The organism is Streptomyces longwoodensis, from assembly GCF_001514125.1.
GTDB classification, from domain to species: domain Bacteria; phylum Actinomycetota; class Actinomycetes; order Streptomycetales; family Streptomycetaceae; genus Streptomyces; species Streptomyces longwoodensis.
In genome coordinates this window covers 433282-457898 of the sequence record NZ_KQ948551.1, presented here as the reverse complement: position 1 = coordinate 457898, position 24617 = coordinate 433282, and the positions used below count along the sequence as shown (strand labels likewise).

The 24617-nt window shown below is 72.9% G+C and carries 24 protein-coding genes; 10 read left to right on the top strand and 14 right to left on the bottom strand.

Annotated features, from left to right (window positions below):
* Positions 1 to 2 precede the first annotated feature (2 nt).
* Positions 3 to 404 carry a phosphoribosyl-AMP cyclohydrolase gene (gene hisI, locus AQJ30_RS11075; RefSeq protein WP_067231932.1) on the bottom strand — a complete coding sequence of 134 codons (402 nt, stop codon included), beginning with the start codon at positions 402 to 404 and terminating at the stop codon, positions 3 to 5.
* Positions 405 to 465: 61 nt separating this feature from the next.
* On the opposite strand from hisI, the gene AQJ30_RS11070 reads away from it, so the two are divergent.
* Entirely contained in the window at positions 466 to 1101 is a 636-nt protein-coding gene (locus AQJ30_RS11070) for a TIGR03085 family metal-binding protein (RefSeq protein ID WP_067231929.1), read from the top strand.
* Positions 1102 to 1156: 55 nt separating this feature from the next.
* Here AQJ30_RS11070 and hisF read toward each other — a convergent pair whose 3' ends face one another.
* Genes hisF through hisD form a run of 8 tightly spaced genes read right to left on the bottom strand, consistent with a single transcriptional unit; the run spans position 1157 to position 6891 of the window.
* Complete coding sequence (hisF, locus tag AQJ30_RS11065) at positions 1157 to 1912, bottom strand: imidazole glycerol phosphate synthase subunit HisF (RefSeq protein WP_067231927.1); 756 nt, start codon at positions 1910 to 1912, stop codon at positions 1157 to 1159.
* Between the two features lie 26 nt (positions 1913 to 1938).
* Complete coding sequence (locus AQJ30_RS11060) at positions 1939 to 2331, bottom strand: RidA family protein (RefSeq protein WP_067231926.1); 393 nt, start codon at positions 2329 to 2331, stop codon at positions 1939 to 1941.
* Positions 2328 to 3068: a bifunctional 1-(5-phosphoribosyl)-5-((5-phosphoribosylamino)methylideneamino)imidazole-4-carboxamide isomerase/phosphoribosylanthranilate isomerase PriA gene (gene priA, locus AQJ30_RS11055; protein ID WP_067231923.1), complete on the bottom strand. Its 741-nt coding sequence runs from the start codon at positions 3066 to 3068 to the stop codon at positions 2328 to 2330. Before priA ends, AQJ30_RS11060 begins: the two co-directional genes overlap by 4 nt.
* Positions 3065 to 3706, bottom strand: a complete 642-nt coding sequence (hisH, locus tag AQJ30_RS11050) for an imidazole glycerol phosphate synthase subunit HisH (RefSeq protein ID WP_067231919.1) — start codon at positions 3704 to 3706, stop codon at positions 3065 to 3067. The genes priA and hisH overlap by 4 nt, the downstream gene beginning before the upstream one ends.
* The gene (locus AQJ30_RS38705) at positions 3706 to 3870 is read right to left on the bottom strand and encodes a hypothetical protein (protein ID WP_168218087.1); all 165 of its coding nucleotides are present in this window, start codon (positions 3868 to 3870) and stop codon (positions 3706 to 3708) included. Before AQJ30_RS38705 ends, hisH begins: the two co-directional genes overlap by 1 nt.
* On the bottom strand, positions 3867 to 4460 hold the full coding sequence (gene hisB, locus AQJ30_RS11045; RefSeq protein WP_037623339.1) for an imidazoleglycerol-phosphate dehydratase HisB: 594 nt from the start codon (positions 4458 to 4460) through the stop codon (positions 3867 to 3869). The genes AQJ30_RS38705 and hisB overlap by 4 nt, the downstream gene beginning before the upstream one ends.
* The gene (locus AQJ30_RS11040) at positions 4457 to 5569 is read right to left on the bottom strand and encodes a histidinol-phosphate transaminase (RefSeq protein ID WP_067231917.1); all 1113 of its coding nucleotides are present in this window, start codon (positions 5567 to 5569) and stop codon (positions 4457 to 4459) included. The genes hisB and AQJ30_RS11040 overlap by 4 nt, the downstream gene beginning before the upstream one ends.
* The gene (gene hisD, locus AQJ30_RS11035; RefSeq protein WP_067231914.1) at positions 5566 to 6891 is read right to left on the bottom strand and encodes a histidinol dehydrogenase; all 1326 of its coding nucleotides are present in this window, start codon (positions 6889 to 6891) and stop codon (positions 5566 to 5568) included. The genes AQJ30_RS11040 and hisD overlap by 4 nt, the downstream gene beginning before the upstream one ends.
* Positions 6892 to 7090: 199 nt before the next feature.
* On the opposite strand from hisD, the gene AQJ30_RS11030 reads away from it, so the two are divergent.
* The 4 genes from AQJ30_RS11030 to ybaK all read left to right on the top strand — a co-directional run bounded on the left by AQJ30_RS11030 (position 7091) and on the right by ybaK (position 11160).
* Complete coding sequence (locus AQJ30_RS11030; protein ID WP_067232662.1) at positions 7091 to 8668, top strand: oxidoreductase; 1578 nt, start codon at positions 7091 to 7093, stop codon at positions 8666 to 8668.
* A 173-nt stretch (positions 8669 to 8841) separates the two neighbouring features.
* The gene (locus tag AQJ30_RS11025; protein ID WP_211278959.1) at positions 8842 to 9891 is read left to right on the top strand and encodes a hypothetical protein; all 1050 of its coding nucleotides are present in this window, start codon (positions 8842 to 8844) and stop codon (positions 9889 to 9891) included.
* A gap of 11 nt (positions 9892 to 9902) precedes the next feature.
* The gene (locus AQJ30_RS11020) at positions 9903 to 10643 is read left to right on the top strand and encodes an LON peptidase substrate-binding domain-containing protein (RefSeq protein WP_067231911.1); all 741 of its coding nucleotides are present in this window, start codon (positions 9903 to 9905) and stop codon (positions 10641 to 10643) included.
* Between the two features lie 13 nt (positions 10644 to 10656).
* Entirely contained in the window at positions 10657 to 11160 is a 504-nt protein-coding gene (gene ybaK, locus AQJ30_RS11015) for a Cys-tRNA(Pro) deacylase (RefSeq protein ID WP_067231908.1), read from the top strand.
* Between the two features lie 58 nt (positions 11161 to 11218).
* On the opposite strand, the gene AQJ30_RS11010 is transcribed toward ybaK, so the two are convergent.
* From AQJ30_RS11010 to AQJ30_RS10995, 4 genes are all read right to left on the bottom strand, one after another.
* On the bottom strand, positions 11219 to 11872 hold the full coding sequence (locus AQJ30_RS11010; RefSeq protein WP_067231905.1) for a DUF2567 domain-containing protein: 654 nt from the start codon (positions 11870 to 11872) through the stop codon (positions 11219 to 11221).
* 34 nt (positions 11873 to 11906) lie between these two features.
* Entirely contained in the window at positions 11907 to 12728 is an 822-nt protein-coding gene (locus tag AQJ30_RS11005) for an ABC transporter permease (protein WP_067231903.1), read from the bottom strand.
* 76 nt (positions 12729 to 12804) lie between these two features.
* The gene (locus AQJ30_RS11000; protein ID WP_067231900.1) at positions 12805 to 13779 is read right to left on the bottom strand and encodes an ABC transporter ATP-binding protein; all 975 of its coding nucleotides are present in this window, start codon (positions 13777 to 13779) and stop codon (positions 12805 to 12807) included.
* Between the two features lie 107 nt (positions 13780 to 13886).
* Entirely contained in the window at positions 13887 to 15101 is a 1215-nt protein-coding gene (locus tag AQJ30_RS10995) for an NYN domain-containing protein (RefSeq protein WP_067231897.1), read from the bottom strand.
* A 222-nt stretch (positions 15102 to 15323) separates the two neighbouring features.
* Between AQJ30_RS10995 and AQJ30_RS36800 the strand changes: the two genes are divergently transcribed.
* Positions 15324 to 15488, top strand: coding sequence for a hypothetical protein (locus tag AQJ30_RS36800; RefSeq protein ID WP_245726888.1), 165 nt, complete (start codon positions 15324 to 15326; stop codon positions 15486 to 15488).
* 133 nt (positions 15489 to 15621) lie between these two features.
* Here AQJ30_RS36800 and dnaE read toward each other — a convergent pair whose 3' ends face one another.
* Entirely contained in the window at positions 15622 to 19161 is a 3540-nt protein-coding gene (gene dnaE, locus AQJ30_RS10990) for a DNA polymerase III subunit alpha (protein WP_067231894.1), read from the bottom strand.
* Between the two features lie 203 nt (positions 19162 to 19364).
* Between dnaE and AQJ30_RS10985 the strand changes: the two genes are divergently transcribed.
* The 4 genes from AQJ30_RS10985 (at position 19365) to AQJ30_RS10970 (ending at position 24403) form a co-directional block, all read left to right on the top strand.
* Complete coding sequence (locus AQJ30_RS10985) at positions 19365 to 20711, top strand: DUF2252 domain-containing protein (RefSeq protein WP_067231892.1); 1347 nt, start codon at positions 19365 to 19367, stop codon at positions 20709 to 20711.
* An 80-nt stretch (positions 20712 to 20791) separates the two neighbouring features.
* A complete protein-coding gene (locus AQJ30_RS10980) occupies positions 20792 to 21484 on the top strand; it encodes a hypothetical protein (RefSeq protein WP_067231890.1) in 693 nt (230 codons plus the stop codon).
* A gap of 306 nt (positions 21485 to 21790) precedes the next feature.
* A complete protein-coding gene (locus tag AQJ30_RS10975) occupies positions 21791 to 22603 on the top strand; it encodes a thioredoxin domain-containing protein (RefSeq protein ID WP_067231887.1) in 813 nt (270 codons plus the stop codon).
* Positions 22604 to 22741: 138 nt separating this feature from the next.
* Positions 22742 to 24403 (top strand): alkaline phosphatase D family protein, encoded by a 1662-nt coding sequence (locus tag AQJ30_RS10970; protein WP_067231884.1) that lies wholly within the window; start codon positions 22742 to 22744, stop codon positions 24401 to 24403.
* The last annotated feature ends 214 nt before the right edge of the window (positions 24404 to 24617 follow it).

Below are 24617 nucleotides of genomic sequence, written 5' to 3'. Positions count from 1 at the left end.
CCCTACTGACCCCGGGCCGCGGCGCCCGAACCGGCGTCCGCGAGCAGCACGTCGGTGTCGAAGCAGGTGCGCGCGCCGGTGTGGCAGGCGGCCCCGACCTGGTCGACCCGCACGAGCACGGTGTCGGCGTCGCAGTCCAGGGCGACGGACTTCACCCACTGGACGTGCCCGGAGGTGTCGCCCTTGACCCAGTACTCCTGGCGGCTGCGCGACCAGTAGGTGCAGCGGCCGGTGGTGAGGGTGCGGTGCAGCGCCTCGTCGTCCATCCAGCCGAGCATCAGCACCTCACCGGTGTCGTACTGCTGGGCGATGGCGGGCAGGAGGCCGTCGGGGCTGCGCTTGAGGCGCGCCGCGATCTCCGGGTCGAGGCCGCTGGGCCGGTCGGTGCTGGTCATGGGTGCCATTGTGCCGCGCGCAGGTGACGACACCGGTGCCGCGTCCGCGGGCTGGTCGTAGGCTGGCTCCATGTCGACCTTCGCCAAGCGTGAACGGCTCCTGCTCGCCGACCTCTTGGAAACCGCCGGCCCCGACGCCCCGACGCTCTGCGAGGGCTGGGCCGCCCGCGACCTGGCCGCGCACGTGGTGGTGCGGGAGCGGCGCCCGGACGCGGCCGGGGGCATCCTGATCAAGCAGCTCGCCTCCCGCCTGGACCGGGTGATGGAGGAGTTCGCGGCCAAGCCGTACGAGGAGCTGATCCAGCTCATCCGCACCGGCCCGCCGCGCTTCTCACCCTTCCAGCTCAAGCAGATCGACGAGGCGTCCAACATCATCGAGTTCTACGTCCACACCGAGGACGTGCGCCGGGCCCAGCCGGACTGGTCGCCGCGCCCGCTGGACCCGGTGTTCCAGGACGCCCTGTGGTCGCGGCTGGAGCGCACGGCCCGGCTGACCGGCCGCGGCGCGGCCACCGGCCTGGTGCTGCGGCGCCCGGACGGCCGCACGGTGGTCGCCAACCGGGGCACGCCGGTGGTGACGGCGACGGGCGAGCCGTCCGAGCTGCTGCTGTTCCTGTACGGCCGGCAGAGCGCGGCCACGGTGGACCTGGAGGGCGAGGAGAACGCCATCGAGCAGCTGCGCGCGGGCAAGCAGCTCGGGATCTGACGCGCTGCGGGCCGCCCCCGTCCCCCCGGTCACGTCCGGGGGGCGCGGGAAGCGGTCAGCGCACCGGGTGGCCGGCCGCGCCGAGGGCCTGCTTGACCTCGCCGATGCGCAGGTCGCCGAAGTGGAACACGGACGCGGCGAGCACGGCGTCCGCGCCCGCCTCCACCGCCGGGGCGAAGTCGGCGAGCCGGCCGGCGCCGCCGGAGGCGATCACCGGGACCGTGACGTGCTTGCGGACGGCGGCGATCATCTCCAGGTCGTAGCCGTCCTTGGTGCCGTCGGCGTCCATGGAGTTCAGCAGGATCTCGCCGGCGCCCAGCTCGGCCGCCCGGTGCGCCCACTCGACGGCGTCGATGCCGGTGCCCCGGCGGCCGCCGTGCGTGGTCACCTCGAAGGTGCCGGCCTCCGTGCGGCGGGCGTCCACCGACAGCACCAGCACCTGGCTGCCGAACCGCTCGGCGATCTCGCGGATCAGCTCGGGCCGCGCGATCGCGGCGGTGTTGACGCCCACCTTGTCGGCGCCGGCGCGCAGCAGCTTGTCGACGTCCTCGGCGCTGCGCACGCCGCCGCCGACGGTCAGCGGGATGAACACCTGCTCGGCGGTGCGGCGCACCACGTCGTAGGTGGTCTCGCGGTTGCCCGACGAGGCGGTGATGTCCAGGAACGTCAGCTCGTCGGCGCCCTCGGCGTCGTAGACCTTCGCCATCTCGACGGGGTCGCCCGCGTCGCGCAGGTTCTGGAAGTTGACGCCCTTGACGACCCGGCCGCCGTCCACGTCCAGGCAGGGGATGACTCGGACCGCCAGGGTCATGAATCCACGGCTCCTCAACCGGCCTTTCAGCCTCTGAATGCTTCGAGTTCCACTTCGACCAGGATCCGCGGGTCCACGAAGCCCTCCACGACCACCAGGGTCGAGGCCGGGCGCACCCGGTCGAACAGCTCCTTGTGGGCCCGGCCCACCTCGTCCACGTCACGCGCGTGCGAGAGGTACATCCGGGTCCTGATCACCGACTCCGGGCCCAGCCCGAACTCGGCGATCGCCTCCAGTGCGCCGGTGAACGCGGCCTTCGCCTGCTCGTAGGGGTCGCCCTCCCCGTACAGCACGCTGCCCCTGAAGGACGTGGTGCCCGCCACCAGCACACGGTCGCCGGCCGCGACGGCGCGGGCGAAACCGAAGGACTCTTCCCAGGGACTTCCGCTCTGCACGCGCCGTACGGCTCCCGACGTCATGACGACACAGCCTCCAAGGCCTCTTCCAGGGTGAACGCCTTCGCGTACAGCGCCTTCCCGACGATGGCACCCTCGACACCGAGCGGGACCAGGCCGGCCAGGGCGCGCAGGTCGTCCAGGGACGACACGCCGCCGGAGGCCACGACGGGGCGGTCGGTCGCCGCGCAGACGTTCTTGAGCAGCTCCAGGTTGGGGCCCTGGAGCGTGCCGTCCTTGGCGATGTCGGTGACGACGTAGCGGGCGCAGCCCTCCTTGTCGAGGCGCTCCAGCGTCTCGTAGAGGTCGCCGCCGTCGCGGGTCCACCCGCGGCCGCGCAGGGTGGTGCCGCGCACGTCGAGGCCGACGGCGATCTTGTCGCCGTGCCGGGCGATGACCTCGGCGACCCACTCGGGGGTCTCCAGGGCGGCCGTGCCGAGGTTGACGCGGGTGCAGCCGGTGGCCAGGGCGGCGGCGAGGGTGTCGTCGTCGCGGATGCCGCCGGACAGCTCCACCTTGATGTCCATGGCGCGGGCGACCTCGGCGATCAGCTCGCGGTTGTCGCCGGTGCCGAACGCGGCGTCCAGGTCGACCAGGTGCAGCCACTCGGCGCCCGAGCGCTGCCAGGCGAGGGCGGCCTCCAGCGGGGAGCCGTAGGAGGTCTCCGTGCCGGACTCGCCGTGGACGAGGCGGACGGCCTGGCCGTCGCGGACGTCGACGGCGGGGAGGAGTTCGAGCGCGTGTGCGGACGAGGCGGTCACAGGGTTCCGATCCAGTTGGTGAGGAGCTGGGCTCCGGCGTCGCCGGACTTCTCGGGGTGGAACTGCGTGGCCCACAGGGCGCCGTTCTCCACGGCGGCCACGAACGGCTCGCCGTGCGTCGACCAGGTCACCCGGGGTGCCGTCAGGAGCGGGTTGTGCGTCTCCAGGCTCCAGTCGTGGACGGCGTAGGAGTGCACGAAGTAGAAGCGGGCGTCCGCGTCCAGGCCGGCGAACAGCTCGGAGCCGGCCGGGGCGTCCACGGTGTTCCAGCCCATGTGGGGCACGACGTCGGCCTTCAGCGGCCCGACGGTGCCGGGCCACTCGGCGAGGCCCTCCGTCTCCACGCCGTGCTCGATGCCACGCGCGAAGAGGATCTGCATGCCGACGCAGATGCCCATGACGGGCCGCCCGCCGGACAGCCGGCGGTCGACGATCCAGTCGCCCCGCGCCTCCCGCAGGCCCCGCATGCAGGCGGCGAACGCGCCGACGCCGGGCACCAGCAGGCCGTCGGCGTTCATCGCCCGGTCGAAGTCGCGGGTGATCTCGACGTCGGCCCCGGCGCGCGCGAGGGCGCGCTCGGCGGAGCGGACGTTGCCGAAGCCGTAGTCGAAGACGACGACCTTCTTCGGCGTGCTCATCAGTTCCACACCTCCAGCCGCATGACGCCCGCCAGCAGGCACATCCCGGCGCCGATGGAGAGCAGCACGATCAGGCTGCGCGGCATGTCCTGCTTGACGAAGGAGTAGATGCCGCCGGCCAGGAACAGCCCGACGACGATGAGCAGGGTCGACAGGCCGTTCACAGCGCGCCCTTCGTGGAGGGGAGGATGCCCGCCGCGCGCGGGTCGCGTTCGCTGGCGTAGCGCAGGGCGCGGGCCAGGGCCTTGAACTGGCACTCCACGATGTGGTGCGCGTTGCGCCCGTAGGGCACGTGGACGTGCAGGGCGATCTGCGCCTGGGCCACGAAGGACTCCAGGATGTGCCGGGTCATGGTGGTGTCGTACTCGCCGATCATGGGCGCCATGTTCTCGGGCTCGGTGTGCACGAGGTAGGGGCGGCCGGACAGGTCGACGGTGACCTGGGCGAGCGACTCGTCCAGCGGGACCGTGCAGTTGCCGAAGCGGTAGATGCCCACCTTGTCGCCGAGGGCCTGCTTGAAGGCGGCGCCCAGCGCGAGGGCGGTGTCCTCGATGGTGTGGTGCGAGTCGATGTGCAGGTCGCCCTCGGTCTTCACGGTGAGGTCGAACAGGCCGTGCCGGCCGAGCTGGTCGAGCATGTGGTCGTAGAAGCCGACCCCGGTCGCCACGTCGACCTTGCCGCTGCCGTCGAGGTCGATCTCGACGAGCACCGACGTCTCCTTGGTGACCCGCTCCACGCGTCCCACGCGGTTCATGCGCTCTGCTCCTTCTTCAGTTCACGGACCGCGTCGAGGAACGCGTCGTTCTCCTGCGGGGTGCCGGCGGTGACCCTCAGCCAGCCGGGGACGCCGTTGTCCCGGACGAGGACGCCCCGGTCGAGGATCTGCTGCCAGACCGCGTGCGCGTCGGCGAAGCGGCCGAACTGGACGAAGTTGGCGTCGGAGGCGGTCACCTCGTAGCCGATCGCCCGCAGTTCGGTCACCAGCCGGTCCCGCTCGGTCTTCAGCTGCTCGACGTAGCCGAGCAGGGTGTCGGTGTGCTCCAGCGCGGCCAGCGCGGTCGCCTGGGTGACGGCCGACAGGTGGTACGGCAGCCGTACCAGCTGGACGGCGTCCACGACGGCCGGGTGCGCGGCGAGGTAGCCGAGGCGCAGGCCGGCCGCGCCGAACGCCTTCGACATGGTCCGCGAGACCACCAGGTGCGGGCGGCCCTCGAGCAGCGGCAGCAGCGAGGCGCCGTGGCTGAACTCGATGTACGCCTCGTCGACGATCACCATCGACGGCTTGGCGGCCTGCGCCGCCTCGTACAGCGCCGTCACGGTCTCCGGCGGGACGGCCGTCCCGGTCGGGTTGTTGGGGGTGGTGACGAAGACGACGTCCGGGCGGTGCTCGGCGATCGCCTCGCGCGCGGCGGCGAGGTCGATGGTGAAGTCCTCGCCGCGCGGCCCGGAGATCCAGCCGGTGCCGGTGCCGCGCGCGATGAGCGCGTGCATCGAGTACGACGGCTCGAAGCCGATCGCCGTGCGTCCCGGTCCGCCGAAGGTCTGCAGCAGCTGCTGGATGACCTCGTTGGAGCCGTTGGCCGCCCAGACGTTGCCGAGGCCCACCGCGTGGCCCGAGGTGCGGGTCAGGTACTCGGCGAGCCGGGCGCGCAGCTCGACGGCGTCGCGGTCCGGGTAGCGGTTGAGGTGGCGGGCCGCCTCGCGCACGCGCTCCGCGATCCGCTCGACCAGCGGCTCGGGCAGCGGGTAGGGGTTCTCGTTGGTGTTCAGCCGTACGGGCACGTCCAGCTGGGGCGCTCCGTAGGGGGACGTGCCGCGCAGCTCGTCCCGTACGGGCAGATCGTCGATCCTCACGTCGCTCACTTGCTCTCCGGCACCTTCCAGCCGAACCTCGCCTTGATCGCCGCGCCGTGCGCGGGCAGGTCCTCCGCCTCCGCCAGCGTGACCACGTGGTGCGCGACGTCCGCCAGCGCGTCCTTCGTGTAGTCCACGACGTGGATGCCGCGCAGGAAGGACTGCACGGACAGGCCCGAGGAGTGGCAGGCGCAGCCGCCGGTGGGCAGCACGTGGTTGGACCCGGCGGCGTAGTCGCCGAGGGACACCGGCGCCCAGGGGCCGACGAAGACCGCGCCCGCGTTGCGCACGCGGTCGGCGACGGCGGCGGCGTCGGCGGTCTGGATCTCCAGGTGCTCGGCGCCGTAGGCGTCGACCACCCTGAGGCCCTCGTCGAGGCCGTCGACCAGGACGATCGCGGACTGCCGGCCGGTCAGGGCGGGCACGATCCGGTCGTCGACGTGCCGGGTGGCCGCGACCTGCGGCTCCAGCTCCTTCTCGACCGCGTCGGCGAGCTCGACGGAGTCGGTGACCAGGACGGCGGCGGCCAGCGGGTCGTGCTCGGCCTGGCTGATCAGGTCGGAGGCGACGTGCACCGGGTCGGCGGTGGCGTCGGCGAGGACCGCGATCTCGGTCGGGCCGGCCTCGGCGTCGATGCCGATCCGGCCGGTGAAGTAGCGCTTGGCGGCGGCGACCCAGATGTTGCCCGGCCCGGTGACCATGTTCGCGGGCGGGCAGGACTCGGTGCCGTAGGCGAACATCGCGACGGCGGTCGCGCCGCCGGCCGCGTAGACCTCGTCCACGCCGAGCAGCGCGCACGCGGCGAGGATCGTCGGGTGGGGCAGCCCGCCGAACTCGGCCTGGGCGGGCGAGGCGAGCGCGATCGACGGGACGCCGGCCTCCTGGGCCGGGACGACGTTCATCACCACGGACGACGGGTACACCGACCGGCCGCCGGGGGCGTACAGCCCGACGCGCTCGACCGGCACCCACTTCTCGGTCACCGTGCCGCCGGGCACGACCTGGGTGGTGTGGTCGGTGCGGCGCTGGGCGCGGTGCACGAGGCGGGCGCGGCGGATCGACTCCTCCAGGGCCGCGCGCACGGCCGGGTCGAGCTCGTCCAGGGCGCGGGTGAGGGCCGCGGCCGGGACCCGGACCTGGTCGAGGCGGACGCCGTCGAACTTCTCGGCGAAGTCGATCAGCGCCGCGTCGCCCCGATGGTGCACGGCCTCGCAGATCGGACGCACCTTCTCCAGGGCGGCCGAGACGTCGAAGTCGGCTCGGGGCAGCAGGTCGCGCAGGGCGGGGCCCTCGGGGAGGGCGTCGCCGCGCAGATCGATTCGGGAGATCACGGTCCCAATTCTCTCAGACCCCGCCGACGTGCCGTCCGCGCGTATCAATGGCTGATACAGAACGTCCACCGGCCTCACGACGGGCAGGCGGTCACGTTGCGTAAATCTCCCTCACGTTCCGTGGTTGGTTCGTCACACAGCGGGCATGAACAGGTGTGCGAGGAGTTGATGTGCCGCGCGGGACGGAGGTGGCGGCGTGGTGGACGAGGGGAGCCGTCGGCGCGCTGGGGACCTGCCGGACGACCTGACCGTCGTCGAGGCCGGGATGTGGCAGGCCTTCCGCGACGGCAGCGTGTACGACCTGAGCAGCGGGGACGCGCTGGTGGACGACCCGCACGGCGGGCACCCGTGGGGCCCGGAGCGCACCGTGCGGGCCCGCGTCGTGGCCTGGCTGCTGCTGGACGGCCCGCCGCCGCTCACCGGGCGGGTGTGCTCGCTGAAGCTGGCCGGCGTGCGGCTGAGCGGCTCGCTGGACCTGTCGGGCGGCACGGTGGTGCCGTACGTGGAGATGCGGCGCTGCCGGTTCGAGCGGGACGTGCTGCTGCCGGAGGCCCGGCTGACCACGGTGCGGCTGGAGGACTGCGCGGTGCCGCGCCTGGAGGCGGCCCGGGTGCACACCGAGGGCGACCTGCACCTGCCGCGCTGCCGGTTCCTGCGCGGGGTCCGGCTGACCGACGCGCACATCGGCACCGACCTGATGCTGAACCAGGCCGTGGTGCACCAGGACCGCACCGGCCGCTCGATCGCCGGCGACGGCCTGAGCGTCGGCCAGGACCTCCAGGCCGAGCTGCTGGAGTCCTACGGCGAGCTCAGCCTGCGCAGCGCCAGGGTCGGGGTGTCGCTGAGCCTGCGCGGGGCGCGGCTGGCCAACCCGGACGCCCGGCTCGCGCTGAACGCGCCCCAGCTGACCGTGGAGCGCACCCTGTACCTGACCCCGGCCGGGCTCGGCGGGGGCACGCCGAGCGGGGCGACCCCCGCGCGGGGCACGCGCGTCCAGCGCTTCGAGTGCCGGGGCGGGGCGCGGCTGGACGACGGGCGGTTCGGGGACGCCGTCGACTTCCAGGACGCCCGGTTCACCCTCACCGACGACCAGGAGATATCCCTGCGCCGGGTGCAGACGCCCGAGCTGCGCTTCCTCGGGGAGCGTCCGGCGCGCGGGCGGGTCGTGCTGTCGGGGGCGCGGGTGGTCAACCTGGTGGACCGGGCGGCCGCCTGGCCGGGCCCGGGGAGCCTGCACATGAGCGGCTTCACCTACGAGAACCTGGTGCCGCGGGGTCCGTTCCCGCTGGAGGAGCGGCTGCGCTGGGTGTCCGCGGCGACCGCCGAGTACCAGCCGGAGCCGTACGAGCGGCTGGCCGCGGTGCTGCGGGCGAGCGGCGAGGACGAGGGCGCGCGTGAGGTGCTGCTCGCCAAGCAGCGCCACCGCCGGGAGACCCTGCCGCCGGCCGCAAAGCTGTGGGGGTACGCGCAGGACTGGACGGTCGCGTACGGGTACCGGCCGGGCCGGGCGGCCCTGTGGATGGCGGTGCTGTGGGCGGCGGGCTCGCTGGCCTTCGCGCAGGCCGGGCACCGCCCGGTCGACACGGGCCGCCACCCGTACTGGGACCCGGCCCTGTACGCGCTCGACCTGCTGCTGCCGGTGATCGACTTCGGGCAGAGCGGCCAGTGGCAGCTGCGCGACGGCTGGCAGTGGCTGTCGGTGGCCCTGGTGCTGCTCGGCTGGGTGCTGGCCACGGCGGTGGCGGCGGGTGCGACCCGGCTGCTGCGCCGGAGCTGACCGTGCGGGTGGTGCGGATGGTGGTGCGGGTGTTCCGGATGGTGCTGGTGCGCGGTCAGGGGAACGCTTGTTCTTGTTGAAGTCTCACCTTTTACTTCTCCTTGACTTCGGGACGTACAACTTTCCCCGGCTTGACCGTTCCCTCTGGCGCAGCCACGACCTGCGGCTTTTCAATGGACGACACCATGGCTCTGCTGCCCCCGTTCATCCGAGGCTCCCGGACGCCCGCGTCCCGGAGCGCCCGGAACGTCGCCCCGCACACCGCCGCCGGCCTGCCCGCCGACGACGAGGTCCTGCTCGACGCGCCCGACGACCGGCTGGGCCCCGCGCTGGTCGCCGCCGGGCGGGACGAGTACGACGCCGCCGCCGAGCTGCTGGCCGGCACCCGCGTGCGCGACGAGTGGGAGCACCGCGACGGCTACGTCGTCCGGCTGGCGTCCTTCGCGCACGCCCGCCCGGACTGGTTCGAGCGGTGGCGCGCCGACGCGCCGCGCGATCCGGACGTCCTGCTGGTCGCCGCCCAGCTCGCCGTGCACCGCGCCTGGCGCTCCCCCGCCCGCACCGAGCTGCTGCGCGAGGTCAGCCCGCTGGTCACCGCCGCGGCGCAGGCGCACGTGCCCGACCCGGTGCCGTGGCGGATCGCGCTGGACCACGCGCGCGGCTCCCGCGCCGGGCACAAGTACTTCAGCGAGCTGTGGGAGGCGGCGGTGCGCCGCTCCCCGCACCACTACGGCTGCCACGTGGCCGCGCTGCGCTACCTCGCCGCGTCCTGGCACGGCGCGACCCGCGAGTGCTTCGACTTCGCCGACCGGGCCGCGCAGGACGCGCCCGGGGACTCCCTGGTCCAGGCGCTGCCCTTGCAGGCCGCGTTCGCGTACCTCACCGACGGCTGCGGCCCGGACGTGCCGCGCGAGCGGCTCGACGCGGCGGCCGACCGGGCGCTCGCCCTGTCCGCCCGCCTGCCGGTGTCCGACCCCTGGCCGGCCGAGATCCGCAACGTCCTGGCGTACGTGCTCAAGCGCCTGCGCCGGCTCGACGAGGCCCTGGACCAGCTGCGCCAGCTGGGCCCCTACGCCACGTCGTTCCCCTGGGACCAGCTCTCCGACGACCCCCTCGGCCACTTCCTCGCGGTGCGGGACCGGATCCGCCGGGGGGCGCCCGCGGCGCCCGAGTGGGCCGCCCGTGGTGACCACGGCGGACGCGGGCCCTGCGAAGACCATTAGGCTCTGGGTTCGTGACCACCGTCCGTCTCCCGCTCTTCCCCCTGAACTCGGTGCTGTTCCCGGGGTTGGTGCTTCCGCTGAACGTCTTCGAGGAGCGCTACCGCGCCATGATGCGCGAGTTGCTGAAGACCCCCGAGGAGGAACCGCGCCGGTTCGCCGTCGTGGCGATCCGCGACGGCCACGAGGTCGCGCCCAGCGAACCGGGGATGCCCGACCTCACGGCCCTGCCGCAGCGCGGCCCGTCGGCGGGCTTCGGCACCGACCCGCTCAAGGCCTTCCACGGGGTGGGCTGCGTGGCCGACGCGGCGACGATCCGCGAGCGCGCCGACGGCTCCTTCGAGGTCCTGGCGACCGGCACGACCCGGGTCAGGCTGCTGTCGCTGGACACCTCCGGCCCGTTCCTCACGGCCGAGCTGGAGGAGCTGGCGGAGGAGCCGGGCGACGAGGCCGGCCCGCTGGCCGAGGGGGTGCTGCGGGCGTTCCGCCAGTACCAGAAGCGCCTGGCCGGCGCCCGGGAACGCTCCCTGTCCACCGGCACGGAGCTGCCCGACGAGCCCGCGGTCGTCTCCTACCTGGTGGCGGCGGCGATGCTGCTCGACACCCCCACCAAGCAGCGCCTGCTCCAGGCCCCCGACACCGCGTCCCGCCTGCGCGACGAGCTGAAACTCCTTCGCGCGGAGACGGCCATCCTCCGTAGTCTGCCGTCCCTGCCGGCGTCGGACCTGACGCGCGGCCCGACCAGTCTGAACTGAGGCACACCGACCCGTGGCGAAGAAGTCGAGGAAGCAGCAGCAGGCGGGCGGTACGCCCGCGACGGTGGCGCTGACGGCGGCGGGCGTGGACTTCACGGTCCACGCCTACGACCACGACCCGAACCACCCGTCCTACGGCGAGGAGGCGGCCGAGGCCATGGGCGTCTCCCCCGAGCGCGTCTTCAAGACCCTCGTCGCGGACGTCGACGGCGCGCTGACCGTGGCGGTGGTCCCGGTCGCGGGCCAGCTCGACCTCAAGGCCCTGGCGGCGGCGGTGGGCGGCAAGAAGGCGGCGATGGCCGACCCGGCCCTCGCCGAACGCACCACGGGCTACGTGCGCGGCGGCATCTCCCCGCTGGGGCAGCGCAAGAAGCTGCCCACGGTCCTGGACGCCTCCGCGGGCGGCCACGCCACGATCTGCGTCTCGGCGGGCCGGCGCGGCCTGGAGGTCGAGCTCTCCCCCGCGGACCTCGCGACCCTGACCGGGGCGACGCTGGCCCCGATCGGGCGCCCGTAGCCGTCGTTCGGCCCGGCGGGCCGGCTCGGCCCGCCGACGGCGCCCCCCGGGGGCCCGCTCAGCCGGCCGGCGGCGTCCCGTACAGCTCCGGGTCCCGGGGCCCGAACAGCGCCGTGAGGCCCAGGTGGACCACCATCGCGGCCATGGACCAGGCGAGCAGCGCCCCGTGGGCGCCCAGCTTCAGCGGCGCGGAGAAGGTCACGCCCTTGCCCACGCTCTTGGCGTGCGTCAGGACGTCGTCGGTGGGTCCGAGCCACAGCCCGATCCGCCACGCGATCAGCGAGGCGAACAGCCCGCCGAGGGCCAGCGCCACCACCAGCGGCACGCCCCCGCGGCGCCGCCACAGGAACACCGCCGCCGCGGTCACCGCGCCGAACCCGAGCCCCAGCAGCGTGAACGTTCCGTCGGCGCCCACCGCCTGCTCGCCCTCGGTGTCCTTGAGGTAGACCACCCAGCCGCCGTCCACGACGTCCCCGACCAGCGGCACCCGCGGCGCGAGCCACACCCACAGCAGCCCGAGGAGCACCCCGAGGACGGTCACGAGCACCGTCACGACGGCGGCGTCCCGCAGCTCGGTCAGCAGCCCGGGTCCCTGCGGCCCGCCGTCGTGCGGCACCTGGGCCCCGTAGCCGTACGGCCCCGGCGGGGGCGGCCACGCGCCCTGCGAGGAGGGATCGTGCGGCGGCGGGGGCGGAGTCAGTGGAGCGGTCACCCTGCCATCGTGCCAGGCCCGCCTGTGGGGCGCGTCACCGGACGGCGGCCCGGCGGTACGCCCAGGTCGCCACGGCCAGCGAGACCACGCCCACCGCGGCGCACACCGCGAGGTCCACCCCGACGTACGCCCAGTCGGGACCCTTGCCGAACGTCCGTGCGAGCGCCTCCACGCCGTACGTCGACGGCAGCAGGTCGCGCAGGAAGCGCACCGGCTCCGGCATCCGGTCGGGCGGCAGCACGCCCAGCAGCAGCGCCGCCGACATGCCCAGCTGGCCGAGCAGCGTGGCGAGCTCCGGCCGCGGCGCGAGCAGCCCGCAGGCGGCGCCGAGCCCGGCCAGCGCGGCCCCGGCGAGCGGGATCACCGCCGCCAGCACCCACAGGTGGGTCACCGGCAGCCCGAACAGCACGCAGCCGAACACCGCGGTCACCACGGTCCCGGGCACGGTGAAGGAGGCGTAGGCGCCTGCCGCCCCCAGCACCACGGCGGCCGGTGGCACGGGCAGCGTGGCGTAGTGGTCGAGACCGCCGCTCGCCCGCAGCTGCCCGAAGTACTGCGCGAGCAGGTTGAGCGCGACGAAGGCCACCACCAGCACGGCGGACCCGGCGACGACGGACTCCGCCTCGCGGCCGCCCTCGACCACCCCGCGCATCATGACGAGGATGCCGACGGACTGGAAGGTCGCCACGAACAGCAGCGGGATGCGCGCCACCCGCGCACGCGAGAGCTGCGCCCGGTACACGGCCACCAGCGACGGCCACAGCCGTGCGCGCGGCCCGAGCTCGGCCGCGTGCCGGACCGGCTCGTCCACGGCCGGCGCGCCGCCCGACAGGACCTCGGCAGGTACGACACTCACCTGGCGCTGCTCCCTTTCCCTACCGCTCTCCAGGACCATACGGACCGCACCCCCGGTCGGCTCACCCGTGCCGCGTTCATGTCCGCACCAGCCCCTGGCGGGCCGCCCCGCCCAGGGCGAGGTAGACGTCCTCCAGGCTCGGTGTGGCCAGTGTGAAGTCGTCGAGGGCGGCGAAGGCCGCGCCACCGGTGACCGTGGCGACGACCGCGCGGGCCTCCTCGGGGGCCAGCCGGAGCGTCCAGCGGCGCCCGGACTCCGCGGCGCGCTCGCGCAGCGCCGCGACCTCCGGCACGTCCAGCGGGGCCCGCTCCCGCCACACCAGTTCCACCCGCACCTCGCCCGCGACCTGCTCCTTGAGGCCGGTCGGGGTGTCGCAGGCGATGATCCGGCCCTGGTCGAGGACGGCGACCCGGTCGAGGACCGTCTCGGCCTCGATGACGTTGTGGGTGACCAGCAGCACGGTGGTGCCGCGCTCGGCCCGCCGCCGGTCGACGGCCGACCACACGGCCCGCCGGGCCACCGGGTCCATGCCCGTGGTCGGCTCGTCCAGGACCAGCAGGGACCGCTCGCCGACCAGCGCGGCGGCGAAGCACGCCAGCCGCCGCTGTCCGCCGGAGAGCTTCTTCAGCGGGCGCCCGGCGATCGGCGTGAGCCCCAGCTCCTCCAGCACCGCGTCCCGCTCGGCCCGCGCCCGGCGCACGTCGAGCCCGCGCAGCCGGCCGGTGGTCTCGGCGGCCAGGGACACGGTGAGCTCGTCCAGGGCGGTGGACTCCTGCCCCAGGTAGGCGAGGATCCGCGCGGCCCGCTCCGGGTGCCGCACGATGTCGTGCCCGAGGATCTCCACGCTGCCGGTGTCCGGCCGCATCAGCCCGGTGAGCTGGCGGACGAGGGTGGACTTGCCGGCCCCGTTCGGCCCGAGCAGCCCGAAGATCTCACCGCGCCGGATGTCCAGCCGTACGTCGTCGGTGGCCCGTACCTCCGGGGTGGCCGGGGTGCCGCGCCGGCCGCGCACCGCGGGGTAGGTCTTGGTCAGCCCGCGCACGGCACACACGACCTCGTCCCTGGGCCGGACCGCCGGTGCCACGCGCGTACTCACAAGGAACGAGCCTACGGGGTCGGGGAGCTCCGCTCGCCTTCGGGGCGGTGCGCAGCCCCGGCTCAGTCGCCGGCCGGGGCGTGCTCGGCGGCGGTGCGCACGTCGATCTCGCGCCAGAAGCCGGCCCGGATCGCGTACCGGTCGTGCTCGTCGATCTGGTCGTCCTTGTGCGCGAGCAGGCCGAAGCGGGCCGCGTAGCGCAGCAGCTCGCCGTCGACGCGGTGCGGGATGCGCGGGTACATGCCCGACAGCCGCTGGAGGTGGCCCTGGTCGCCGAGCCGGGCCATCCAGCGCCGCGCGAACACCTGTCCCACCTCGTACGGGTCCCCGCCGACGGTGGTGATGTCCTCCTCGCGGTCGGCCCAGCGCTGCTCGGCGGTGGTCAGCTGGGCCAGCGTGGGCATCGCGGCCGCCTCGGGCGGCTCCGGGGCGCTGCCGGGCCGCTCCACCCAGCCCTTGTCGGAGGACCAGCGCAGGGTCGCGTTCGCCGGGTGGTGCGGGGTCTGCGCCCCGGCGCGCAGCTCGGCGAGGTCCTTGGGGGTGGGGACGCCCTTGGCGGCGGCCACCCGCTCCTGGGCGGCGTCGGCCGCCCTGGCGGCGGTGTGCTCCGGCTCGTCGGGGGGCCGCTCGGCGGCCGGGGCGAGCGGCGGGGCGTCGGGCAGCGGCGCGGACAGGATCGCGGCGATCTCGGGCCGGGGCACGGGTGGCGGCGCGCACACTCCGCCGGTCTCCTTGGCGCGGACCGCCTTGGTGATCCACGTACGGTCCAGGACGCGCCGTTCGTCGGCCTCCGCGACCAGGTCCTCGGACTGGTTGTAGTCGCCGTCGGCGGCCTGGACGGCCCACAGGTGGACGGCGACGCCGTGCTCCTTGGCGGCCATCATGCCGGGCAGCAGGTCGCCGTCGCCGGTGACCAGCACGACGTCGGAGCAGGCGCGGTTGCGGGCCAGCTCGGTGAGCTCGGCGTGCATGGCCGCGTCGACGCCCTTCTGGGCCCAGCGGCCGTCACTGCGGGTGAGGGCGCCCAGCCGCACGGTGACGCGGGGCATCACGCGCAGGCGACGGTGCTCGGGCTGCGGGACGCGGTCGGGGGCGCCGTCGAACCAGTAGATCCGCAGCAGCGGCCGTTCCGTGTCGGTCTCGGCCTGTTCGCGCAGGCCCTGGACGAGGGCGGAGTGGTCGACGGTGATCCGGGACCGGGAGGGCTCCCCGGCGAGGAGGCTGGCGGCGGCCCCCAGCAGATACCCGGCGTCCACCAGGACGACGCAGCGGTCCACGCGACTCACCCACTTCCCGGGAGGTTTGCTTCGGGCTCGCTTCGAGTCTGCCCGACCACGCGGAGGTTAACGGCTCGCAACTCGATCTTCGGCGTGGCGTTTCGGGACGGGGCCCGACGACCTGCCCTGTGACACAGGGTAATTATCCGACATGCACGGCAAGTCGGCTTGTGTGAATCTGGATCCGGCCCTGGCCCCAAGATCCCCACAGGAGGCATCACCATGGCCAAGAACAAGAACCGTGACCGCAAGCAGCAGCGTCCGACCGACCGCGGGCAGCGCGCGGAGCGCCGTCCCACGGCGGAGGCGGAGTCCCAGCCCGAGGTCGAGTTGACCCCCGGCGACGTGGCGACGCACAAGCGGAAGCGCAGCTTCGGCCACAACTGACGTCCGTGTGACGGCCTGTGACCGCATACGTGCAACAGGGGCGTACCAGGTACCGGGTACGCCCCTCACGCACGTCCGGGCCGCCCGGCGGCCGGTGCCGTCGCCGGCCCTCGGTGCCGTCCCCGGGAGCCGCTCAGCCGGCCAGGCAGGACGGGCCGAGCAGCACCTTCAGGTCGCCGAACAGGGCCGGGTCGGGCTTGACCCGGTGCCGGTCCAGGCGCAGCACGGTGGTCCTGGTCGGGCCCTGGAGCTTGATGCGGACCTCGCTGTCGCCCTTGTGGTGGGTGAGGATCTCCCCGAGGCGGCTGACCATCGGCGGGGTGACCCTGGTGGCCGGGATGGTGAGCACCACGGGCGCGTTGGTGCCCGCGTTGGACAGGTCGGGGACCTGGAGCTCCATCGCCACCAGCCGGGGCACGTCCTCGCGCTTGTCGAGCCGGCCCTTGACGAACACCACGGCGTCCTCGACGAGTTGGGTCGACACCAGCTGGTAGGTCGCCGGGAAGAACATGCACTCGATGGAGCCCGCGAGGTCCTCGACGGTGGCGATGGCCCAGGCGTTGCCCTGCTTGGTCATCTTGCGCTGGAGGCCCGAGATGATGCCGCCGATGGTCACCACCGCGCCGTCCGCGTGCTCACCGCCGGTGAGCTGGGCGATGCCCGCGTCGGCCTTGTCGGACAGCACGTGCTCCAGCCCGAACAGCGGGTGGTCGGAGACGTACAGGCCGAGCATCTCGCGCTCCTGCGCGAGCAGGTAGGTCTTGTCCCACTCGTCGGTGGTGAACTCCACATCGAGGCCGAAGCCCGGCTCGTCGCTCTGCTCCTCGCCCATCCCGCCGAAGAGGTCGAACTGGCCCTCGGCCTCCTTGCGCTTGACCGCGACCACGTTGTCGATCATCGGCTCGTACTGCGCCGTGAGGCCCTTGCGGGTGTGGCCCATCGAGTCGAAGGCGCCGGCCTTGATCAGGGACTCCGTGGTCCGCTTGTTGCAGACGACCGCCTCGACCTTGTCGAGGTAGTCGGGGAAGGAGGTGTACTTCCCCTTGGCCTTGCGGCACTTGATGATCGACTCGACGACGTTGGTGCCGACGTTGCGCACGGCGGACAGGCCGAACAGGATCACGTCGTCGCCCTGCGCGGCGAAGTTCGCCTCGGACTCGTTGACGTTCGGCGGCAGGACGCGGATGCCCATGCGGCGGCACTCGTTGAGGTAGACCGCCGACTTGTCCTTGTCGTCCTTGACGGAGGTCAGCAGGGCGGCCATGTACTCGGCGGGGTGGTTCGCCTTGAGGTAGGCGGTCCAGTACGACACCAGGCCGTACGCGGCGGAGTGCGCCTTGTTGAACGCGTAGCCGGCGAACGGGACCAGCACGTCCCACAGCGCCTGGATGGCCTCGTCGCTGTAGCCGTTCTTGCGGGCGCCGGCCTGGAAGATGGTGAAGTTCTTCGCCAGCTCCTCGGGCTTCTTCTTGCCCATCACGCGGCGGAGGATGTCGGCCTCGCCGAGCGAGTAGCCCGCGATGATCTGGGCGGCCTTCTGCACCTGCTCCTGGTAGACGATCAGGCCGTGGGTGACGTCCAGGACCTCCCTGAGCGGCTCCTCCAGCTCGGGGTGGATCGGCGTGATCTCCTGCTGGCCGTTCTTGCGCAGCGCGTAGTTCGTGTGCGAGTTCATGCCCATCGGGCCCGGCCGGTACAGGGCCGACACGGCGGAGATGTCCTCGAAGTTGTCCGGCTTCATCAGCCGCAGCAGCGAGCGCATGGGGCCGCCGTCGAACTGGAAGACGCCGAGGGTGTCGCCGCGCTGGAGCAGGTCGAAGGTCGTGGGGTCGTCCAGCGGCAGCGACAGCAGGTCGATGTCGAGGCCCTTGTTGGCCTTCACCATCTTGACCGCGTCGTCCATGATCGTGAGGTTGCGCAGGCCCAGGAAGTCCATCTTCAGCAGGCCGAGCGACTCACAGCTCGGGTAGTCCCACTGGGTGATGGTCACGCCGTCGGTGTGCCGCACCCAGACCGGGACGTGCTCGGTGATGGTCTCGCTGGACATGATCACGCCGGCGGCGTGCACGCCCATCTGCCGCACCAGGCCCTCCACACCGCGCGCGGTGTCGATGACCTTCTTCACGTCCGGCTCGTTCTCGTACATCCCGCGGACCTCGCCGGCCTCCGAGTAGCGGGGGTGGCTGGGGTCGGTGATGCCGGACAGCGGGATGCCCTTGCCGAGGACGTCGGCGGGCATGGCCTTGGTGATGCGGTCGCCCATCGCGTACGGGTAGCCCAGCACGCGCGCGGAGTCCTTGATCGCGTTCTTGGCCTTGATGGTGCCGTAGGTGCCGATCATGGCGACCTTGTCGGCGCCGTACTTCTCGGTCACGTAGCGGATCACCTCGACGCGCCGGCGCTCGTCGAAGTCGATGTCGACGTCGGGCATGGAGATGCGCTCGGGGTTGAGGAACCGCTCGAAGATCAGGCCGTGCGGGATGGGGTCGAGGTCGGTGATGCCCATGGCGTAGGCGACGATCGAGCCGGCCGCGGAGCCTCGGCCGGGGCCGACGGCGATGCCCTGCTTCTTGGCCCACATGATGAAGTCGGCGACCACGAGGAAGTAGCCCGGGAACCCCATCGAGATGATGGTGTCCATCTCGTACTCGGCCTGCTTCTGGCGGTCCTCGGGGATGCCGTCCGGGTAGCGGCGCTCCATGCCGCGGCGGACCTCCTCCTTGAACCAGGTGACCTCGGTGTAGCCCTCGGGGATGTCGAACTTGGGCATGAGGTCGCGCTTCTCGAACATGCCGGTGGTGTCCACCATCTCGGCGACGAGCAGCGTGTTGGCGCAGCCCTCCTGCCAGGCGTCCGAGGAGTCGATGGCGTACATCTCGTCCGTGGACTTCAGGTAGTAGCCGGTGCCGTCGAACTTGAAGCGGTCGGGGTCGGAGAGGTTCTTGCCGGTCTGGATGCACAGCAGGGCGTCGTGGGCGGTCGCCTCGTGCGCGTACGTGTAGTGCGAGTCGTTGGTGACCAGCGGGGGGATGCCCAGCTTCCGGCCGATCTCCAGCAGCCCGTCGCGGACCCGGCGCTCGATCTCGATGCCGTGGTCCATCAGCTCCAGGAAGTACTTGTCCTTGCCGAAGATGTCCTGGTACTCGGAGGCGGCCTTCAGGGCCTCGTCGAAGTGGCCGAGGCGCAGCCGGGTCTGCACCTCGCCGGAGGGGCAGCCGGTGGAGGCGACGATGCCCTCCGACCACTGGGCGATGGTCTCCTTGTCCATCCGGGGCCACTTCTGCAGCCAGCCCTCGGCGTAGGCGTCGGAGGACAGCCGGAAGAGGTTGTGCAGTCCGGTCCGGTTCACCGCCCACATCGTCTTGTGGGTGTAACCGCCGGAACCGGAGATGTCGTCGCGCTTCTGGTGCGGCTGGCCCCAGAGGATCTTGCGCTTGTTGCGCCGGGACTCGGGGGCGACGTACGCCTCGATCCCGATGATCGGGGTGATCCCGGCCTTCTTCGCGGAGTGGAAGAAGTCGTACGCGCCGTGCAGGTTGCCGTGGTCGGACATGGCGATGTGCGTCATGCCCATCTCGTTGCACGCGTCGAACATGTCCTTCAGCCGCGCGGCACCGTCCAGCAGCGAGTACTGGGTGTGGACGTGCAGGTGCGTGAACGGCGGCTTCGACACGGTGCGGCCTCCAGGAGAACGAGCGGCGACGGGACGGCGGACGGTCCGGGGTCAGCGTCGAAGTCTATGCCTCGGGACTGACACCGGGCGGGCCGCCCCGCGTACCTTCACAGCGAGGGCCGCGGGCACTTCCCGGCGGCCCGGTCCGTTGGGAGACGACAGGAACGCTGTCGTACACGTCATGCACCAGGAGGCACCCCGCGATGTCGGTCACCCCGCTCAACGAGGAGCAGCGCGGCGAGGAGATCCTCGCCGTCTTCGACACCGCCTTCGGCGAGCTCCTGGCCGCCGACCCGGCCGCGTTCCGGGTGAAGTTCCGCAAGATGGCGGCCTCGGCCTTCGCGTTCTACCGGGGCACGGCCTGCCTCTTCTACCACGACCTGGACGCGGCGAACGGACCGGGCGAGTCGCGCGGGGACAGCGGTCCCTACCAGGACGAGCGCACCTCGCGCGTGTGGATCCACGGCGACCTGCACGCGGAGAACTTCGGCACCTACATGGACTCCAACGGCCGGCTGATCTTCAACGTCAACGACTTCGACGAGGCCTACGTCGGCCCCTTCACCTGGGACCTGAAGCGCTTCTCGGCGTCCATCGCCCTGATCGGGTACGCCAAGGCGCTCAGCGACGAGCAGATCAGCGAGCTGGTGGGGATCTACGCGGGCGCGTACCGGGAGCGGATCCGCTCGCTGGCGACCGGCGCCAAGAGCGACGAGGTGCCGCCGTTCACCCTGGACACGGCGACCGGGCCGCTGCTGGACGCGCTGCGCGACGCCCGCTCGCTGACCCGGTTCGGGCTGCTGGAGTCGATGACCGAGATCCGCGACTTCGAGCGCCGCTTCGCCCCCGGCGGCGGCTCCATCGAGCTGGACGCGGCCACCCGCTACAAGGTGCTGGCCGCCTTCGACGGCTACCTGGAGACGCTCCCGGACGCCTCGCTGGCCCGCCCGGACTCCTACCGCGTCAAGGACGTCGTGGGCCGGCGCGGCATCGGCATCGGCTCGGCGGGGCTGCCGTCGTACAACATCCTGCTGGAGGGGCACAGCGACGCCCTGGAGAACGACGTCGTGATCTACATCAAGCAGGCCCAGACCCCGGCCGTCTCCCGGCACATCACCGACCGGGCGATCCGGGACTACTTCCAGCACGAGGGGCACCGCACGGTGATCTCCCAGCGCGCCCTGCAGGCGCACGCCGACCCGTGGCTGGGCTGGACCGAGCTGGACGGCGCCGGGCAGCTGGTCGCGGAGGTCTCGCCGTACGCGGTGGACCTGGACTGGGGCGACATCGACGACCCGGAGGAGATCGCGGCGGTCGTCGCCGACCTGGGCCGGGCCACGGCGTCGATGCACTCGGCCGCGGACGACACCTCCGGCGAGTCCCTGGTGCCGTTCTCCACCGAGCGGGCCATCGACGCGGCGATCGCGGCCGACGAGGAGGGCTTCGCGCCGCTGCTGGTCGACTTCGCGCACGCCTACGGCGCCCGTGCGCGGGCGGACCACCAGATCTTCGTGGACCTGTTCCGCAACGGGCGGATCCCGGGCCTGTGACGGACGGGACGCCTCCCGGGACGCTCACAGGAACCCTTTAGGAGTCCCTTACCGGAACGCGTGCCACACTCGTTGTCGCTATGGACATATCCGGGACCCGCCTCAGAGCCGTGCGCGCGGCGCTGTTCACGGCACTCGTCGTGACGCTCAGCACCGCGTCGCACGTGCTGCTGTCGCGGGCCCCCCTGCCGCTGAACACGGTGGCCGCCGTCGCGGCCGCCGTGTTCGCGCTCGCCTACGCCCTGGCGGGCCGCGAGCGCGGCTTCGGGCACATCGCCGCGCTGCTGGTCCCGCTGGAGCTGGCGGCCGACACGGTCTTCACCACCGGCCAGCACGTCTGCTACGGCCCGGCCGGCGGACCGGTGGCCGGCCCGCTGCGCTCGGTCGGCTGGGACGTCCTGTGCGGCGACGGCACCGGTGTGGGCACCCCGCTGGCCCGGCTCACGGGCACCGACACCGACCGCCTCGGCGGTCTGCTGGCCCACTCCGACCCCCGGACGGCCTGGCTGCTGCTCGCCGCGCACCTCACGGTGGGCCTGACCGCCGCGGCCTGGCTCCGCCGGGGCGAGCGCGCCCTGACCCAGCTCCTGCACGCGGCGACCGCGACGACGTTCCGCCCGCTGCTGCTGGCGGTGGCGGCGGTGACGGCCGGCCTGGAGCCGGCCGCGCCCGCCGGCGCGCCGCGGGTCGCCGTACGGGCGGCCGCCGCGCGCGAGCGGCTCCTGGTGCACTCCCTGGCGCGCCGCGGTCCCCCGCTGCCGGCCCTCGGCTGAGCCCGGCGGCCGCGTCCCCGCGTCCGTTCCCCGGCCGAGCCGCACGCGGACCGCGCGCCCTCCGGGCCGCTCCGGTCCCGCCCGTCGTCGCCGCCCGACCGGCCCGCGACGACCCCCACGCAACCGCACGCCCGGGACGACGCCCGTCCGGCGGACGGCGCCCACGGCCCACCGGCCGGCCGGGATCCCCGGCCCGGCACGAGCCCGCGGGCCCGCGCCGGGCCCCTGCGGCGTCGAGCCTCGAGCGGCCGGTCCCCGCACCCACCCGCGCACCCGGTGTGCGCGTCCCACAGGGAGAACACAGACATGAGCAAGCGCAACAGCCAGGCGGCGAAGACGGCGGCCCGCGAGCGGCTGCGCGTCGAGCGCGAGCGCGCGGCCAAGCGCGCCAAGGTCCGCCGCCAGGTCGTCGTCGCCGCCTCCGCGGTGGCCGTGCTGGCCGCGGCCGGCGGCATAGGCTACGCGGTCGTCCAGGCCAACAAGCCCGGCCATTGGGAGGAGGCGAAGACGGCCACGCTGGTCAAGCCGGCGAACTCCAGCGGCAAGAACGGCACCACGGTGGTGGTCGGCAAGAGCACCGCCAAGAAGACCCTCGAGATGTACGAGGACCCGCGCTGCCCGATCTGCTCCCAGTTCGAGCAGGCGGTCGGCCCGACGGTGAAGTCCGACCTGGACGCCGGCAAGTTCAAGATCCAGTACATCGGCGCCACCTTCCTGGACAACACCATGAGCGGTGAGGGCTCCAAGAACGCCCTCAGCGCGCTCGGCGCCGCGCTGAACGTCAGCCCCGAGGCGTTCTTCGAGTACAAGACCGCGATGTACTCGGCGAAGTGGCACCCCGAGGAGACGAACGACAAGTTCAAGAGCGACGACTACCTGATCAAGGTCGCCGACACCGTCCCGGCGCTCAAGGGCAACGCCGGCTTCCAGAAGGCGGTCAAGGACGGCACCTACGACCGGTGGGCGCTGGAGATGTCCAAGGTGTTCGACAAGAGCGGCGTCAGCGGCACCCCGACGCTGAAGATGGACGGCAAGACCCTCACCGGCTCGGACGGCAAGAACGCGCCGATGACGGTGGCCGACTTCAACACCGCGCTCGCGGCGGCCCTCAAGGGCTGACCCGGCGCACGGCGCGATCCGGCACGCGGGACCGGCACCGGCCCGCCGGCCCGGTCCGGCCGACCGGCACGCGAAGAGCGGGCGAACTTTTGGGAGTTCGCCCGCTCTTCGGCGTACCGCTGAGTAACCTGATCGCCCGTGACCAGTCGAGACAGAGCCTCACAAGGCCTCCATCCGCTTGCCCCGCGCCGCCGCACGGTCGTCAAGGCCGCCGCGGCCACCGCCGTCCTGGCCGGCCCCCTCGCCGCCGCGCTGCCCGCCCGGGCCGCCGACGAGGCGCCGGCCTTCCTGCACGGCGTCGCCTCCGGCGACCCGCTCCCGGACGGCATCCTGCTGTGGACCCGGGTGACCCCCACCGCCGCGGCGACTCCCGGTTCCGGCACCGGCCCCGACCTCGAGGTCGAGTGGGTGATAGCCCTGGACAAGTCGCTGACCACCGTCGTCGCCAAGGGGTCCGTCACCGCCACCGCCGCCTCCGACCACACCGTCAAGGCGGATGTGCGCGGCCTGCAGCCCGCCACCGACTACTGGTTCCGCTTCTCGGCCGGCGGCACCGACTCCCCGGTGGCGCGCACCCGCACCGCGCCGGCGGTGGACGCCGCGGTGCCGGGCCTGCGCTTCGGCGTGGTCTCCTGCGCCAACTGGGAGGCCGGTCACTTCTCCGCCTACCGCCACCTCGCCGCCCGCTCCGACCTGGACGCCTGGCTGCACCTGGGCGACTACATCTACGAGTACGGCACCGGCCAGTACGGCACCCGCGACACGGTCGTACGGCCGCACGCGCCGGCCCACGAGATCCTCACCCTCGCCGACTACCGCACCCGGCACGGCCGTTACAAGACCGACCCGGACCTCCAGGCGCTGCACCACAAGGCGCCGGTCGTGGCGATCTGGGACGACCACGAGTTCGCCAACGACGCCTGGTCGGGCGGCGCCGAGAACCACACCGAGGGCGCCGAGGGCACCTGGACGGCCCGTCAGGCCGCGGCCCGCCAGGCGTACTTCGAGTGGATGCCGGTGCGCCCGGCCATCGCCGGCACCACCTACCGCCGGCTGCGCTTCGGCAAGCTGGCCGACCTGTCGCTGCTGGACCTGCGCTCGTTCCGCTCCCAGCAGGTCAAGACCGGCAACGGCGGCGTCGACGACCCGGACCGCACCCTCACCGGCCGCGCCCAGCTCGACTGGCTCAAGGCGGGCCTGCAGTCCTCCGACACCACCTGGCGGCTGGTCGGCAACTCGGTCATGATCTCGCCGTTCGCGATCGGCTCGCTGACCGCGGACCTGCTCAAGCCGCTGGCGGAGCTGCTGGGCCTGCCGAAGGAGGGCCTCGCCCTCAACACCGACCAGTGGGACGGCTACACGGACGACCGCCGCGAACTGCTGGCCCACCTGCGCGCGCACGCCATCCGCAACACCGTGTTCCTGACCGGCGACATCCACATGGCGTGGGCCAACGACGTGCCGGTGGACGCCGGCACGTACCCGCTGTCCGCCTCGGCCGCCACGGAGTTCGTGGTGACCTCGGTGACCTCCGACAACCTCGACGACCTGGTGAAGGTCCCCGAAGGCACGGTCTCGGCGGTGGCCGCGCCGCTCATCCGCGCCGCCAACCGGCACGTCCACTGGGTCGACACCGACCGCCACGGCTACGGCGTCCTGGACATCACTGCCGCCCGCGCACAGATGGACTACTACGTGCTCTCCGACCGCACCCGGCCCGACGCGACGTCGTCCTGGGCGCGTTCGTACCGCACGCGCAGCGGCACGCAGAAGGTCGAGCGGACCTACGACCCCGTGTAAAAGCTGTGTGTGGACGGCGTAACAACTGTGCGTGAGGGGCGATTTCCAGCCACCTGAAAGCCCCCCGCGCGTCACCCCCGAGGCGGGTACGGGCCACCCCCGGACCCCCTCGGGCGGGCCACTCCGCTACGTCGAGTGGTGGGGAACCGATGACAAACCGGCGCACACCACCCGATGCGCCCCACACTCCCAGCCCCTTCACCCGCCTTGATCA

What these genes read in the sequence shown, in the direction of transcription:
- hisI (WP_067231932.1), bottom strand. Translation starts at nt 404, where the DNA reads ATGGCACCCATGACCAGCACCGACCGGCCCAGCGGCCTCGACCCGGAG.
- AQJ30_RS11070 (WP_067231929.1), top strand. Translation starts at nt 466, where the DNA reads ATGTCGACCTTCGCCAAGCGTGAACGGCTCCTGCTCGCCGACCTCTTG.
- hisF (WP_067231927.1), bottom strand. Translation starts at nt 1,912, where the DNA reads ATGACCCTGGCGGTCCGAGTCATCCCCTGCCTGGACGTGGACGGCGGC.
- AQJ30_RS11060 (WP_067231926.1), bottom strand. Translation starts at nt 2,331, where the DNA reads ATGACGTCGGGAGCCGTACGGCGCGTGCAGAGCGGAAGTCCCTGGGAA.
- hisH (WP_067231919.1), bottom strand. Translation starts at nt 3,706, where the DNA reads ATGAGCACGCCGAAGAAGGTCGTCGTCTTCGACTACGGCTTCGGCAAC.
- hisB (WP_037623339.1), bottom strand. Translation starts at nt 4,460, where the DNA reads ATGAACCGCGTGGGACGCGTGGAGCGGGTCACCAAGGAGACGTCGGTG.
- AQJ30_RS11025 (WP_211278959.1), top strand. Translation starts at nt 8,842, where the DNA reads ATGGACGACACCATGGCTCTGCTGCCCCCGTTCATCCGAGGCTCCCGG.
- AQJ30_RS36800 (WP_245726888.1), top strand. Translation starts at nt 15,324, where the DNA reads ATGGCCAAGAACAAGAACCGTGACCGCAAGCAGCAGCGTCCGACCGAC.
- AQJ30_RS10985 (WP_067231892.1), top strand. Translation starts at nt 19,365, where the DNA reads ATGTCGGTCACCCCGCTCAACGAGGAGCAGCGCGGCGAGGAGATCCTC.
- AQJ30_RS10980 (WP_067231890.1), top strand. Translation starts at nt 20,792, where the DNA reads ATGGACATATCCGGGACCCGCCTCAGAGCCGTGCGCGCGGCGCTGTTC.
- AQJ30_RS10975 (WP_067231887.1), top strand. Translation starts at nt 21,791, where the DNA reads ATGAGCAAGCGCAACAGCCAGGCGGCGAAGACGGCGGCCCGCGAGCGG.